Annotated in this window: 11 protein-coding genes; 3 read left to right on the forward strand and 8 right to left on the reverse strand. The window is 70.1% G+C overall.

All coding sequences use genetic code 11. The features are described 5' to 3' along the window. Nucleotides 1–878 (forward strand): M20 metallopeptidase family protein (locus tag E1218_RS30530; RefSeq protein ID WP_132326512.1); only part of this gene is annotated, 878 nt, incomplete at its 5' end. Here E1218_RS30530 and E1218_RS30535 read toward each other — a convergent pair. The 4 genes from E1218_RS30535 to E1218_RS30550 form a co-directional block, all read right to left on the reverse strand. Continuing rightward, nucleotides 875–2029, reverse strand: coding sequence for an MFS transporter (locus E1218_RS30535; RefSeq protein WP_132326513.1), 1155 nt, complete (start codon nucleotides 2027–2029; stop codon nucleotides 875–877). The genes E1218_RS30530 and E1218_RS30535 overlap by 4 nt on opposite strands. A gap of 70 nt (nucleotides 2030–2099) precedes the next feature. Then, on the reverse strand, nucleotides 2100–2681 hold the full coding sequence (locus tag E1218_RS30540; protein WP_132326514.1) for a TetR/AcrR family transcriptional regulator: 582 nt from the start codon (nucleotides 2679–2681) through the stop codon (nucleotides 2100–2102). A gap of 41 nt (nucleotides 2682–2722) precedes the next feature. Further along, nucleotides 2723–3373 carry a response regulator transcription factor gene (locus E1218_RS30545; RefSeq protein WP_132326515.1) on the reverse strand — a complete coding sequence of 217 codons (651 nt, stop codon included), beginning with the start codon at nucleotides 3371–3373 and terminating at the stop codon, nucleotides 2723–2725. Next, the gene (locus tag E1218_RS30550) at nucleotides 3366–5420 is read right to left on the reverse strand and encodes a sensor histidine kinase (RefSeq protein ID WP_132326516.1); all 2055 of its coding nucleotides are present in this window, start codon (nucleotides 5418–5420) and stop codon (nucleotides 3366–3368) included. Before E1218_RS30550 ends, E1218_RS30545 begins: the two co-directional genes overlap by 8 nt. A 150-nt stretch (nucleotides 5421–5570) precedes the next feature. On the opposite strand from E1218_RS30550, the gene E1218_RS30555 reads away from it, so the two are divergent. After that, nucleotides 5571–6206, forward strand: a complete 636-nt coding sequence (locus tag E1218_RS30555; protein WP_132326517.1) for a hypothetical protein — start codon at nucleotides 5571–5573, stop codon at nucleotides 6204–6206. A gap of 46 nt (nucleotides 6207–6252) precedes the next feature. On the opposite strand, the gene E1218_RS30560 is transcribed toward E1218_RS30555, so the two are convergent. From E1218_RS30560 to E1218_RS30575, 4 genes are all read right to left on the reverse strand, one after another. Beyond that, the gene (locus tag E1218_RS30560) at nucleotides 6253–8175 is read right to left on the reverse strand and encodes an ABC transporter ATP-binding protein (protein WP_202866279.1); all 1923 of its coding nucleotides are present in this window, start codon (nucleotides 8173–8175) and stop codon (nucleotides 6253–6255) included. Between the two features lie 143 nt (nucleotides 8176–8318). Next, nucleotides 8319–10052 (reverse strand): ABC transporter ATP-binding protein, encoded by a 1734-nt coding sequence (locus tag E1218_RS30565; protein ID WP_132326518.1) that lies wholly within the window; start codon nucleotides 10050–10052, stop codon nucleotides 8319–8321. Continuing rightward, nucleotides 10052–10717 carry a TetR/AcrR family transcriptional regulator gene (locus tag E1218_RS30570; protein WP_132326519.1) on the reverse strand — a complete coding sequence of 222 codons (666 nt, stop codon included), beginning with the start codon at nucleotides 10715–10717 and terminating at the stop codon, nucleotides 10052–10054. Before E1218_RS30570 ends, E1218_RS30565 begins: the two co-directional genes overlap by 1 nt. Nucleotides 10718–10758: 41 nt before the next feature. Next, nucleotides 10759–11529 carry a TetR/AcrR family transcriptional regulator gene (locus E1218_RS30575; RefSeq protein WP_132326520.1) on the reverse strand — a complete coding sequence of 257 codons (771 nt, stop codon included), beginning with the start codon at nucleotides 11527–11529 and terminating at the stop codon, nucleotides 10759–10761. Between the two features lie 181 nt (nucleotides 11530–11710). On the opposite strand from E1218_RS30575, the gene E1218_RS30580 reads away from it, so the two are divergent. Then, on the forward strand, nucleotides 11711–13597 hold the full coding sequence (locus E1218_RS30580; protein ID WP_202866280.1) for an ABC transporter ATP-binding protein: 1887 nt from the start codon (nucleotides 11711–11713) through the stop codon (nucleotides 13595–13597). Nucleotides 13598–13786: the final 189 nt, after the last annotated feature.

A 13786-nucleotide genomic window follows, 5' to 3' on the forward strand; every position in this document is an offset into this window, starting at 1 on the left:
ATCTGCACGTCGCCGGGCTGGTCGGCGCGGCGAAGGTCCTCTCGGCTCTGCAGGCCGAGCTGGCCGGCGACGTGGTGTTCATGTTCCAGCCGGGTGAGGAGACCAGCGGCGGCGCGCCGATCATGATCCGCGAAGGTGTGCTCGAGGCCGCCGGTCGCCGGGCGGACGCCGCGTACGGCCTGCACGTCGGGTCCGCCGGTCAGCCGCTGGGCATGTGGAGCAGCCGGCCCGGTTCCTTCATGGCCGCCGCCGACCAGTTGCACGTGCGCGTCGTCGGCGCCGGAACGCACGGGTCCATCCCGTACCGCGGCAAGGACCCGATCCCGGTCGCCTGCGAGATGGTCGGGGCGCTGCAGACCATGGTGACGCGCCAGTTCGACGTGTTCGACCCCGTCGTGCTGACGGTCGGCCGGATCGCCGGCGGCACCAAGGAGAACATCATCCCGGACGACGTGTTCTTCGACGCGACCGTCCGGACCTTCTCCGAGCAGACCCGTACCAAGATCCAGCGCACGTCCGTGCAGCTCATCGAGTCGCTGGCCGCCGCGCACGGGCTGACAGCCGAGGTGAACTATCACATCGGCTACCCGGTCACGGTCAACAACCCGGACGAGTACCAGTTCGCCCGGGACGTCATCGTGGACCTCTTCGGCCCCGACCGGTTCCGTGAACGCCCGCATCCGAGGTGCGGGGCCGAGGACATGTCCTACGTCCTCAACGAGGTCCCCGGCGTCTACCTGAACCTCAGCGCCTGCGCCACCCCGGACCCCCAAGCGGCCGCCGACAACCACTCGCCGCTGGCCCACTTCGACGACTCCGTCCTCCCCGACGCCGCCGCTCTCCTCGCCGAGCTCGCTGTACGGCGCCTCACCCGCTAGACCTTCGCGGACACGGCGTTTCGCTCGCGGACCCAGGCCGCGGCACTCAGTGCTGTTCCAGCGACCGTGGTGAGTGCCGCGGCCAGGTAGATCGCGCGCAGCCCCGAAGCGTCGATCACGCGACCGCCGAGCCAGCCCGCGATCGCGGCCGCGACCTGGTACGCCGACGCGTTGACCGCGATCGCCAGCGTCGGAGCCGCGGACGCCGTGGCCATCACACGGCTCTGCATGCCCGGAATCACCGAGAACCCGACGGCTCCGGCCGCGAAGACGAGCGCTGCTGTCATCGCCGTACCGGTGGATGCCCAGAACGCCAGGAGGATCGCGACCAGGACGGCCAGGCTGACGATCTGCGCCGGCAGTAGCGCGCGATCAGCCAGTCGGCCGCCGACCAGGTTGCCGAGGGCCGCACCGACGCCGTACACGAGCAGCATCGGCGCGACCGCACCGGCCGCGAACGAGCCGACCCCGGTCAGCAGCGGCGCAAGGTAGGTGAACACCATGAGCACCCCGATGTTCGCAACCGCCGTGACCGCGATGGCCAGTTGGAGGTCATGCTGTTGAAACGCCGTGAATTCCGCCAGCGCGCTGCTCCTTCTCCCGGACCGGTCAGCCGGTACGAAACGGACGACCAGCAACAGCCCGAGGGCGCAGCCCGCGGTGATCGCGAGGAAGGTCGCGCGCCAGCCGTGGGCGTCGCCGAGGTAGGTGCCCAGGGGTGCACCGAGGATCATCGCCAGGTTCATGCCTAGGGCAAGCTTCGCGATCGCCGACGCCGCCCGGCCGGGGCGGGCCCCGGCCACCACGATCACGACCGCGTTGGCGAAGAAGGTCGAGGTGACCAGTGCGGTCACGATCCGGGCCGCGAACAGGACGCCGTACCCGGGTGCGAGGGCGGAGACCAGGTTGCCGGCGATCGCGACTCCGAGCAGCACGAGTACCAGCGGCTTCCGGGCCCGGCCGGCGGTGATTGCGGTCAGCAACGGTCCGCCGACGATCATGCCGAGCGCGTAGGCCGTCACCAGCAGTCCCGCGGCCGGGATCGACACCTCCAGGTCGGCCGCGACCGCGGGCAGGATGCCGGCCAGGACGAACTCGCCGGTGGTGACGCCGAAGACGCAGACCATCAGCGCCGGAAGTGTGCCTCTCATGCTCTCCTCAATTGTTGATCGCTCAGTACAAAACGTTGCTAGCCGGGAACAGGCCCATCAGGAGCGGATCTCAGAGTGCGGCGACGGTCCCGTCGACCACGTCGAGCAGCGCTCTGCGGTCGTCGGTGACCTTGGCGAGCACCCGCAGGCCGTAGTACGCGCTCTGGAACATCCGCGCCGCCTGCAGCGGCGACAGCGAGGTCGACAACTCACCCGTACGTTGGCCGACCGCGATCAGTGCCGCGAGCGCCTCCTCGAGGTCCCTGAACTGCCGGTGCACCAACGACGTGACCTCGCCGCTGCGGCCGGCCGTCTCACCGGCCGCGTTCAGCGCGAGGCACCCACGCCGACCGGGATCTTCCAGATCACGCTCGATCATCGCGATCATCAGGTCCCGGAGCCGATCCCGCACTGAACCGCCGGACGGCGCCAACTCCTGCAACTGCAGTGCCGCGCGCGTCTCGGCGTACCGCTTGATCGACTCCTCGTACAGCGCGTGCTTGCTGCCGAAGGCGTTGTAGAGGCTCCCCCGGCCCAGCCCGGTGCGCTCGCACAGATCCTGCGTGGTGGTCGCCTCGTACCCCTTCTCCCAGAACAGTTCCATCGCCGCGTCGATCACGGCGGCGTCGCTGAACTCCCGGGGTCTGGCCACCACCCGACGCTAACCGGTTTTGTATCGATCGGTCAACAACTCTACCGGCCGAGGCCGGCGTCGCGGGCACGGATGATGGCCTCGGCACGGTCGGCGACGTGGAGCTTGGCGAAGATGTTCGAGACGTTGTTGCGGACCGTCTTCGGCGACAGGAACAGCTCGGACGCGATCTGGGCGTTGGAGCGCCCGGCCGCGACCAGGGCGAGGATCTCGTGCTCGCGGGCGGTGAGCTGCGGGAACGGGCTGCCCGCGCCGGCGACCGGCGGGGCGGCGAAGAACTCGGCGACCCGGCGGGCGATCGCCGGGCCGAAGATCGCCTCGCCCTGGGCGACCGCGGTGATGGCCCGGACGATCTCGCCCTGGTTCGCACCCTTCAGCAGGTAGCCGCGCGCGCCGGCCCGCATCGCCGCGAACAGGGTCTGGTCCTCCTCGGCCATGGTCAGGACGACGACCCCGATGTGCGGACTCTCCGCGGTGATCGCCCGGGTCGCCTCGATCCCGTCCAGCCGCGGCATCTGCACGTCCATCACCACGACGTCGGGCTGCAGTTCCCGGGCGCCGTCCACGGCCTCCACCCCGTCGGCCGCCGTACCGACGACCTCGACGCCGTCCAGCGAACCGAGCAACGCGGCCAGCCCGTCGCGGTAGACGGGATGGTCGTCGGCCAGCAACACCCGCACGGTCTCACCCATGGACACCCTCCGGTACGGCGTCCAGCGGCAACCTCACCCGGACGACGGTGCCACCACCCGCGGGGCACGTGACACTGCAGACTCCTCCGAGCTCGGCGGCTCGCTCGCGCACCGACAACATTCCCACGCCCGCCGACACCTCCGCACCGATCCCGATCCCGTCGTCGCTGACGGACAGGTCGAGCGTCGTCCCGTCCATGGTCAGCGTGATGTCGCACCGGCCGGCCTCGGCGTGCCGGGCGACGTTCGTCAGCGCCTCCGACGCGATCCGGTACGCCGCCACCTCGACGCCCGCCGGCAGCGGTCCGAGCGGCTCCGCGTCGACCGACACCGACAGCCCGCCGAGCCGGAACCGCTCCGCCTGCTGCTCGATCGCGCGGACGAGTCCGAGCTCGTCCAACGCCGGCGGCCTCAGGTCGTGCACGAGCCGGCGTACGTCGGCCAGCGCGGCGGCGACCTCGGTGGTCGCCTGCTCGAGCATCCGGTCCGACTCGGCCGGCGACGACCTGGCCAGGTTGCGTGCGGTCTCGATCCGGAGGGCGACCGCGCCCAGGCTCGGGCCCAGACTGTCGTGCAGGTCCCGGCGGATCCGGCGACGTTCCTCCTCGCGGGCCGCGACGAGCCGGCTCCGGCCCTGCTGCAACTCGGAGCTCAGCTCACTCGCGCGGGCCGCCGCGGCCGCCTGCCGGACCAGGTCACCGAGGAGCCGCTGGTCCCGCTCGGACAGCGCCGTACCGTCACCAGGGCTGAACACCAGCCGGCCGACGGGCTCGCCGCGATAGCCGACCGGCAACGCGTGGGTCCGGCCCGACTCGCGCCCGTGCTCGACGATCGCGAGCCGCCCGCCCGGCCGCTCGATCTCGACGCGTACGTACGGCAGCCGGAAGGCCTCGGCGAGCGTACGGGCCACCGCCCGGAGTTGCTCGTCCGGGTCCGCGGCCGACTCGAGTCGCGCGGCCAGCGTGGACATCGTGGCGTACGGATCGTCCCGGGAACCGCGGACCAGGCGCCGTACCCAGCGCCACAGCCGGCTCCGCAGCGGCGCGTAGACCACCGCGACCACGGCGATCGCGACCAGCGCGGCATCACGCTCGCCAAGGACTCCCCCGGCGACCGCGAAGACGGCCAGGTCGACCCCGACCACGAGCACCGCGAGGACGCCGTACAGGAAGGTGGCCGAGAGCAACCGGTCGACGTCGTACAGGCGGTGCTTGGTGACCGCGACGACGATCGCCGCCGAGGTCAGCGCGATGGCGAGCCCGAACAGGATCGCCGGCACCGCGGGCGGGTTCTCGAACGGGATGATCAGCACCACCATGTCGATCAGCGCGGCCCACATCAGCCAGCGGATCTGCGCCCGGCGTTCCCGCGTCGCCGCCCGGTAGCGGTGGACGGTCACGGCGAACGGTACGACGAGGCTGCCGAGCACAGCGGCGTAGGCGACGCGCAGCAGCGGCTCCCACACGCCGTACGGCAGGTCGATGCTGAACGGGTCGAGCGCCAACCGGGTGATCTCCGGCGGCAGCGACGCGTTGTGATAGCGCTGCATCACCTCGATCGGAGCGACGAGCAGTAGGAGTGGGAGCAGCACGGTCAGCGCCAGGCTGATGATCGACAGCCAGCGCCAGAGCCGCGCAGCGGGCAGCTTCCCGTCCGGGAAGAGCAGGATGAGCAGCGGCAACCCGAGCAGCAGGAACGCACCGAACCGGGAGTAGAACCAGTACGCCGCGGAGGCACCGGGCAGCCCGGGTGAGGTGTAGATCGCGTACGTCGCCCAGCTCGAAGCGAACCCGTCGACGATCCACAGCAGGCCCGATCCGGTCAGGATCCAGGCGATCGGGTGCCGCGGCAGGCGCTGGACAAGCAGCAGGCCCGGCACCAGTTGTGCGAGGCCCGACAGCCCGGCGCTCCAGCCTTCGTCCAGTTCGGCCGCGGCCGGGATGCCGGCGCCGTTCCGCACGTCCAGCACCACCGTGGCGGCAACCAGCAGAAGCGCGGCTGCCCCGAGTACAGCCGGCCCCCACGCCCTCCGTGCGTCCTCCCCCACCGCTGCATTGTCACCCAGAGTGTGTCCCGCCGTCGCGGGTCGACTGTCCCGAGTCGATTCGGGACACCGCGAAGGACGGCAGCACCTGCCCTCTGGGTCGCCCCGCCGCGGACAGTCGTTGCGAGACAAGCCTCAGGGAAGGAACCCGTAATGACTACGACACCTGCCAGAGCTCGCACCGACGTAGCGCCGACGCTGCGCACCGTGACCGGCCGTGCCGACGACGCCACCCGGCGACTGGGACTGGGATTGACCGCGGGAACGCTGGCGTGGGCGGCGAGCATCTTCGCGTTCAGCACTGTGAACGACGGGGTGCCGGAGCGGATCGGAGACCTGACCGGACTCGCGTTCCAGCTCGGCGTGTTCTGCCTGCTGGCGATCCAGTTCCGGACCCGGGCGACCGGGCTGAGCCTGGGCTCGGTCGTTCTGCTCAAAGTGGAGGCGGTGATCCTCGGGATCGCGAGTGTGTGGTCGCTGCTCCACGGCGTCCTGCCAGAGCCGCACCAGGACGCGGCCTGGCTGGTGCCGCTGGACATCTGCTGGCCGCTGTCGATGCTCGGGATGGCCGTGATCTCGGTGAAGATCGCCTTCGCCGGCCGCTGGCGGGGTGTCCTGCGCTGGTGGCCCCTGGTCGCCGAGAGCTGGGCCGTGGTGACCGTCCCGTCGATGATCGTCTTCGGCGACCAGGCGTCCCGCTGGGTCGGCGGTTCCCACCTCCTGATCGGCTACACGACACTCGGCGTCCTGCTCGCCCTGAAGCCGCACCTGGTCCTCCCGAAGGACTGAGACCAGGGGGTGCCACCCGTCGCAGGGTGGCACCCCCTGTGTGTGGTTATCCGGCTGCTGCTCCTGCGGCGGGCGCTCCGGCGATTGCGGGCTGTTCCTCGTCGATGTCCACGACCGCACCGCTGAACTGGGCGTTGTACAGGCGGGCGTAGGCGCCGTTCACCGCGAGCAGATCCTGGTGGTTGCCCTGCTCGACGATCGAGCCGTTCTCCATCACCAGGATCAGGTCCGCGTCGCGGATGGTGGACAGGCGGTGGGCGATGACGAAGCTGGTGCGGTCGGACCGCAGCGCGGCCATCGCCCGCTGGACCAGGACCTCGGTGCGGGTGTCGACCGAGCTGGTCGCCTCGTCCAGGATCAGCAGTTGCGGATCGGCCAGGAACGCCCGGGCGATGGTGAGCAACTGCTTCTCACCGGCACTGACGTTGCTGCCCTCCTCGTCGATCACCGTGTCGTACCCGTCCGGCAGGCTGTGCACGAACCGGTCGACGTACGTCGCCTTGGCCGCGGCGAGCATGTCCTCCTCGGTCGCGGCCAGGTTCCCGTACAGGATGTTGTCCCGGATCGTGCCGCCGAACAGCCAGGTGTCCTGCAGCACCATGCCGATCCGCGACCGCAGGTCGTGCCGGGTCAGCTCGGTGATGTCGACCCCGTCGAGGGTGATCCGGCCACCGTTCAGCTCGTAGAACCGCATGACCAGGTTGACCAGCGTGGTCTTGCCGGCCCCGGTCGGACCGACGATCGCGACCGTCTGCCCCGGCTCGGCGACCAGGCTCAGGTCGGTGATCAGCGGCTCGTCCGGGTCGTAGGAGAAGGACACGTGCTCGAACTCGACCCGCCCGCGGGCGTCGGTCACCTTCGCCGGCGTCTCGTCGTCCGGCACCTGCTCCTCGGCGTCCAGCACCTCGAACACCCGCTCGGCCGACGCGACCCCGGACTGCAGCAGGTTCGCCATCGAGGCGATCTGGGTGAGCGGCTGGGTGAACTGGCGCGAGTACTGGATGAACGCCTGGACGTCACCGAGCGAGATCGTGCCGGACGCGACCCGCAGACCGCCGACCACCGCGATCACCACGTAGTTCACGTTCCCGATGAACATCATCAGTGGCATGATCAGGCCCGAGATGAACTGCGCGCCGAACGCCGCCTGGTACAGCTCCTCGTTCTTCTTCGCGAACTCCGCCTCGATCTCCTTCCGCCGGCCGAAGACCTTCACCAGCTCGTGCCCGGTGAACGCCTCCTCGATCTGCCCGTTCAGCGCGCCGGTGTGTCGCCACTGGGCGACGAACCGGGTCTGTGAACGCTTCGCGATCGCCGCCGTCAGGATCATCGAGACCGGGATCGTGACGAGTGCGATCAGCGCCAGCAGCGGCGAGATCACGAACATCATCGTGACCACGCCGATCACCGTCAGCAGCGAGGTGAGCAGCTGGCTGAGCGTCTGCTGCAGGCTGGTCGAAATGTTGTCGATGTCGTTCGTCACCCGGCTGAGCAGCTCACCGCGCGGGGCACCGTCGAAGTAGCTCAGCGGGAGCCGGTTCAGCTTGTCCTCGACCTCGGAGCGCAGCTCGAAGACGGTCTGCTGGACCACGCCGTTCAGGATGTAGCCCTGCATCCAGGAGAGCAGGAACGCCCCGGTGTACAGGCCGAGGACCAGCAGCAGGACGTTGCGCAGGGCATCGAAGTCGATACCGACGCCCGGGATCAGGTCGATGCCCTGCAGCAGGTCGGCCAGCCGTCCGTTGCCGGCGGCCCGGGTCTGCTCGATCACCTGCTCCTTGCTCAGGCCGCCGGGCAGCTGCTTGCCGATCGCACCGGCGAAGATGATATCGGTCGCCCGGCCGAGGATCTTCGGCCCGAGCACCGACAGCCCGACGCTGAAGATGGCGAGCACGATCACCCCGAACACCTGGGTCCGGTGCGGGCGCAGCCGGCGGAGCAGCCGCTTCGCCGACGGCACGAAGTTCATCGACTTGTCCCCCGGGATCCCGCCGGGCGGGCCGAACGCGCGCCCGGTCGTCGGCCGCTCGGTCGCCTTCACCGTGGCCGGCGCGCCACCTCCGGCAGGAGCCTGTCCGTTCGCCGAGGCGGGCGTCGTCTTCTGTTCCTCGTTCACGCTGCCTCCTCCGCGGACCGCTGGGACTCGACGATCTCGACGTACGTCGGGCAGCTTTCGAGCAGCTCGTCGTGCCTGCCCTTGCCGACGATCGCGCCGTCCTCGATCACCACGATCTGGTCGGCGTCCACGATGGTCGACACCCGCTGGGCGACGATCACCACGCACGCGTCGGCGGTCACCGGCCGCAGCGCGGCCCGCAGCCGGGCGTCGGTGGACAGGTCGAGCGCCGAGAACGAGTCGTCGAACAGGTAGATCTCCGGTTTGCGGACGAGCGCCCGGGCGATCGCCAGCCGCTGCCGCTGACCGCCGGACACGTTCGTGCCGCCTTGGGCGATCGGCGCGTCCAGCCCGGCCGGCATCGCCTCGACGAAGTCCTTGCCCTGCGCGATCTCCAGGGCTTCCCACAACTCCTCGTCGGTGGCGTCCGGATTGCCGTAGCGCAGGTTGCCGGCGACTGTGCCGGAGAACAGGTACGGGCGCTGGGGCACCAGGCCGATGCGCTCCCACAGTGCCTCCGGCTCGATCTCCCGGACGTCGACCCCGTCGACGAGCACCCTGCCCGCGGTGGCGTCGAACAGCCGCGGCACCAGGGACAGCAGCGTCGTCTTGCCGGCGCCGGTGCTGCCGATGATCGCGGTGGTCTGCCCGGGTGACCCGACGAAGTTGATGTCCCGCAGCACCGGCTCGGCCGCGCCCGGGTACTGGAACGACGCGTTCTCGAACACCAACTGCCCGCGGCCGGTGAAGTCCCGGATCGGCGTGACCGGCGGACGGACCGACGACTCGGTGTCGAGCACCTCCGCGATCCGGTCCGCGCAGACCGACGCCCGCGGGACCATGATCATCACGAACGTCGCCATCATCACCGAGAACAGGATCTGGATCAGGTAGCTGAGGAACGCGGTCAGCGCACCGACCTGCATCGTCCCGCTCTCCACCCGGGAGGCGCCGAACCACAGCACCGCGATGCTGGACAGGTTGAGGATCAGCATGACCACCGGGAACACCAGCGCCATCAGCCGGCCGGCCCGGGTGGCGGTGTCGGTCAGGTGCTGGTTCGCCTCACCGAAGCGCTCGATCTCGTGCGGCTCGCGGACGAAGGCCCGGACCACCCGGATCCCGGTGATCTGCTCGCGCAGCACCCGGTTCACCCCGTCGATGTTCGTCTGCATCTTGCGGAACTGCGGGACCATCCGGCTGGCGATGAGGCCGATCGAGGCCGCCAGCAACGGCACGGCGACGGCCACCAGCCAGGACAGGCCGACGTCCTCGCGGACCGCCATCACCACGCCGCCGACCATGGTGATCGGCGCGGCCACCAGCAGTGTGCAGGTGGTGACCACCAGCATCTGGATCTGGGTGACGTCGTTGGTGCTGCGGGAGATCAGCGTCGGCGCGCCGAACTGGTTCACCTCCCGGGCGGAGAACTCGCCGACCCGGTGGAACACCGCGGCCCGGACGTCCCGGCCGAACAGCGCGGCCGTCTTGGCGCCGTAGTACACCGCGCCGATCGTGCAGACGATCTGCACCAGGCTGACGCCCAGCATCCAGCCGCCGGTCTCCATGATGTAGCCGGTGTCACCCTTGGCCACGCCGTTGTCGATGATGTCGGCGTTCAGGCTGGGCAGGTAGAGGGAGGCGATCGTCCCGATCAGCTGCAGGACGACCACCAGGGACACGTTTCCCGCGTACGGACGTAAGTGCGTACGCAAGACGCGAACTAGCATCAGGCATCCCCAGAGTCGTGGTTACCGGGACCGCCGCGGGCGAACTCGGCGATCTCCTGGGCGGCCGGCCGCTCGCTGTCACGCTGCCGGACACCGTCGAGGGCGAAGTCGACGATCTCCTCGGCGGACAGCACCTGGCCGCCCGAAATCAGTGGGTGGGTGGCGGAAAAGGTGATCAGCCCGATCCGGCGGACGACCTCCTCGGGCGGGAAGCGCAACTGGTCCGCGTCCGGCCGGAGCAGATCGGCGAACGCCGCGTTGGCCAGGTCGGACTCCCGCTTGCGGCGGGCCTCCTCCAGCGGTGAGGGCTTCAGGTCCGGCGGTCTGCGCAGCCGCAGCGCGACCATCAGCCGGAAGACTCCGCGCAGCCGCCGCTGGCCGACCTCGACCGCGGCGACCATCCGCTCGCGCAGCGGCAGTGAGCGGTCGATCCCCTCCAGCGCCCGAATCAGGTCGGTGGTGTCCATGGCCGCCGCGAAGGCGGCCTCGATCAGCGCGTCCTTGCTGCCGAAGGCGCGGAAGATCGTGCCCTCGGCGACGCCGGCCGCCTCGGCGATCTGCTTGGTGCTCACCTCGGTGCCGTGCTCCTCCAGCAGCGGCAGCGTGGCCCGGACGATGGCCGCGCGCCGTTCTTCGGGTGGTAGTGGGGCGGCACGGGGTGGCATGCGACGAGGTTAACTGAGTGAGTACTCACTCACAAATGAGTTCACCGTTTCGGGCCCGACCGGTTCTCCACCAGCGCGGACACGCCGTCCAGCAGCCGTTCCAGACCGTATTCGAACGCGTGATCGGCGTCGTAGGGAGCATCGAACTGATTCCCGACCGCGGTACCGACCCGAGTTGCCAGCGGGAAGTTCCGGGCGTCGCTGATCCGGTCGAGGTGCGGGACGTGGGCCAGCCACCACTCCTTGTCGCTGATGCCCGACCGCTGGACCACCTGCCGCGCCTCCACCGCGGTCCGGACGGCGCCGTGCACGTAGCCGTTCACCAGCGCGACAGTCGCGTCCATCTCGAGGTCGGTCAGGCCGGTCCCCTCGACCGCGGCCAGCTCGTACTCGTACTTCGCCATCACCCGCGGACCGAGCGGTGGCCGGCTGACCGCGACCTGGAGCATCCACGGATGACGCAGGTACAGCTCTCGGTTCTGCCGGGCGACCTCGTCGAGCCGGGCCCGCCAGCCGCCGTCGACCGCACGTCGCGGCAGCTCGCCGTACACGGTGTCGAGCATGACGTCGAGCAGCTCACCCTTGCCCGGGACGTAGCGGTACAGCGTCATCGCGCCGACGCCGAGCCCGTCGGCCACCCGGCGCATGGACATCCCGGCGACCCCCTCGGCGTCGGCGATCCGCAGCGCCGCCTCGACGATGCCCTCGACGCTGAGCCCCGGCTTGGGGCCGCGGGTCGGCTGCGGACGCCGGCGCCAGAGCAGCTCGAGGCTCTTCGCCGGGTCGCCGCTGCCGGTGTAGTCCTGATTCATGTGCGCGGCTCTTCCGGGGCGGCTAGGTGGTCCGGTTTCTTCGTACAGTGTACCCAGTCAGGGATGCGTTGACCTCAAGGACTGTTGAGGTTCTACCGTCGAAAACTGTCGGTGGTCCACGGGATCATCGTCTCTTCCCTTCCGACCACCGAGCTGCCGGAGTCCCACCGTGAGTATGGAAATGACCGCGTGGACGTCGATGTACCACGCGATGCACAGACAGGACGAGAAGCGGCCCTTCTCGAAGGCGACGCTGAAGCGCATCCTGGCGTTCGCGCGCCCGCACCGGCGAGCCCTGATCGCGTTCCTGGCGCTCAGCGTCGGGGCCGCGGTCCTCGCGGTGGCGACACCGGTGCTGGCCGGGCGGGTGGTCAACGCGATCGTCGGCGGCCAGCCGTTCGGCACGGTACTGCGGCTCGCGGTGCTGATCGCGGTCATCGCCGTCGCGGAGGCCGGGCTCGGGCTGATGACCCGCTGGCTGTCGGCACGCATCGGTGAAGGCCTGATCCTCGATCTTCGAACGGCGGTGTTCGACCACATCCAGCGGATGCCGATCGCGTTCTTCACCCGGACCAGGACCGGCGCGCTGGTCTCCCGGCTCAACAACGACGTCATCGGCGCCCAGCGGGCCTTCAGCGACACGCTGTCGGGCGTGGTCAGCAACCTGGTGATGCTGCTGCTGACCCTGTTCGTGATGCTGCGGGTCTCCTGGCAGATCACCCTGCTCGCTCTGGTGATCCTGCCGATCTTCGTCGTGCCGGCGCGGCGGATCGGCAACCGGCTGGCCGCGCTGGAGCGGGAAGCGGCGAACTACAACGCCACCATGAGCACGCAGATGACCGAGCGCTTCTCGGCGCCGGGCGCGACCCTGGTGAAGCTGTTCGGGCGGCCGGCGCGCGAGTCGGCGGAGTTCGCGATCCGGGCGCGGCGGGTGCGGGACATCGGCGTCCGGACGGCGATGGTCCAGTGGGTGTTCGTCACCTCGCTGACGCTGGTCTCGGCGCTGGCACTGGCCGTGGTCTACGGGCTCGGCGGCTTCTACGCGCTCCGCGACCAGCTGGACGCGGGTGCCGTCGTCGCGATGGCGTTGCTGCTGACCCGGCTGTACTCCCCGCTGACCGCGCTGGCGAGTGCGCGGCTGGAGGTGATGACGGCGCTGGTCAGCTTCGAGCGGGTCTTCGAGGTGCTCGACCTGGAGCCGCTGATCAAGGACGAGCCGGACGCCGGGACGGTGCCTGCGGGCCCGGTGTCGGTCGAGTTCTCGCACGTCCACTTCGCCTACCCGTCGGCGGACAAGGTCTCGCTGGCGTCGCTGGAGGAGGTCGCGAAGCTCGACACCCGCGGCGGTGTCGAGGTGCTGCACGACCTGTCGTTCCGCGCCGAGCCCGGGCAGATGGTCGCGCTGGTCGGCTCGTCCGGCGCCGGCAAGTCGACGATCGCCCAGCTCATCCCCCGGTTGTACGACGTCGACTCGGGCTCGGTGAAACTGGCCGGCGTCGACGTCCGCGACGTGAGCGCGGAGTCGCTGCGGGACACGCTCGGCATGGTCACCCAGGACGGTCACCTGTTCCACGACAGCATCCGGGAGAACCTGCTGCTGGCCCGGCCCGAGGCGTCCGAGGACGAGTTGTGGGACGCGCTGACGCGGGCGCGGCTGGGCGGGCTGATCCGGTCGCTGCCGGATCAGCTGGACACGGTCGTCGGCGAGCGCGGATACCGGCTGTCGGGTGGCGAGCGTCAGCGGCTGACGATCGCGCGGCTGCTGCTGGCGCAGCCGCGGGTCGTCATCCTCGACGAGGCGACCGCCGCCCTCGACTCCACCAACGAGGCCGCGGTCCAGGCCGCGCTGACGGAGGCGCTCGAAGGCAGGACCGCCGTCGTGATCGCCCACCGCCTGTCCACCATCCGCGCCGCCGACCAGATCCTGGTGATCGAGGACGGCCGCATCGTCGAGCAAGGCAAGCACGCGGAGCTGCTCGCCGCGGGCGGTCGCTATGAGGAGCTCTACCGGACCCAGTTCGATCAGCCCGGTGCAGGCCCGACGGACGCGGAGGTGCTCACGGTCTGAGGTCGGTGATGTCGACGGACGGTGTCGGGACGGTTGGCGAGGAGGGCGTTGGGGTTGGCGGGTTCGGGGCTGCACGAGTTGGCTGGATGTGGCGTGGTTTTCCGGCCGGCGGATCCGCCGCGGGACGGGCGGGTGTGCTTCTGGGAGGCCGACGGTGGTCAGCTGCCGTTGGGGGCGGGAGAGCAGACG

Origin of the sequence: Kribbella turkmenica, assembly GCF_004348725.1 — a bacterium.
Classification (GTDB): domain Bacteria; phylum Actinomycetota; class Actinomycetes; order Propionibacteriales; family Kribbellaceae; genus Kribbella; species Kribbella turkmenica.

What these genes read in the sequence shown, in the direction of transcription:
- E1218_RS30535 (WP_132326513.1), bottom strand. Translation starts at nt 2,029, where the DNA reads ATGAGAGGCACACTTCCGGCGCTGATGGTCTGCGTCTTCGGCGTCACC.
- E1218_RS30545 (WP_132326515.1), bottom strand. Translation starts at nt 3,373, where the DNA reads ATGGGTGAGACCGTGCGGGTGTTGCTGGCCGACGACCATCCCGTCTAC.
- E1218_RS30555 (WP_132326517.1), top strand. Translation starts at nt 5,571, where the DNA reads ATGACTACGACACCTGCCAGAGCTCGCACCGACGTAGCGCCGACGCTG.
- E1218_RS30560 (WP_202866279.1), bottom strand. Translation starts at nt 8,175, where the DNA reads ATGAACTTCGTGCCGTCGGCGAAGCGGCTGCTCCGCCGGCTGCGCCCG.
- E1218_RS30565 (WP_132326518.1), bottom strand. Translation starts at nt 10,052, where the DNA reads ATGCTAGTTCGCGTCTTGCGTACGCACTTACGTCCGTACGCGGGAAAC.
- E1218_RS30570 (WP_132326519.1), bottom strand. Translation starts at nt 10,717, where the DNA reads ATGCCACCCCGTGCCGCCCCACTACCACCCGAAGAACGGCGCGCGGCC.
- E1218_RS30575 (WP_132326520.1), bottom strand. Translation starts at nt 11,529, where the DNA reads ATGAATCAGGACTACACCGGCAGCGGCGACCCGGCGAAGAGCCTCGAG.
- E1218_RS30580 (WP_202866280.1), top strand. Translation starts at nt 11,711, where the DNA reads ATGACCGCGTGGACGTCGATGTACCACGCGATGCACAGACAGGACGAG.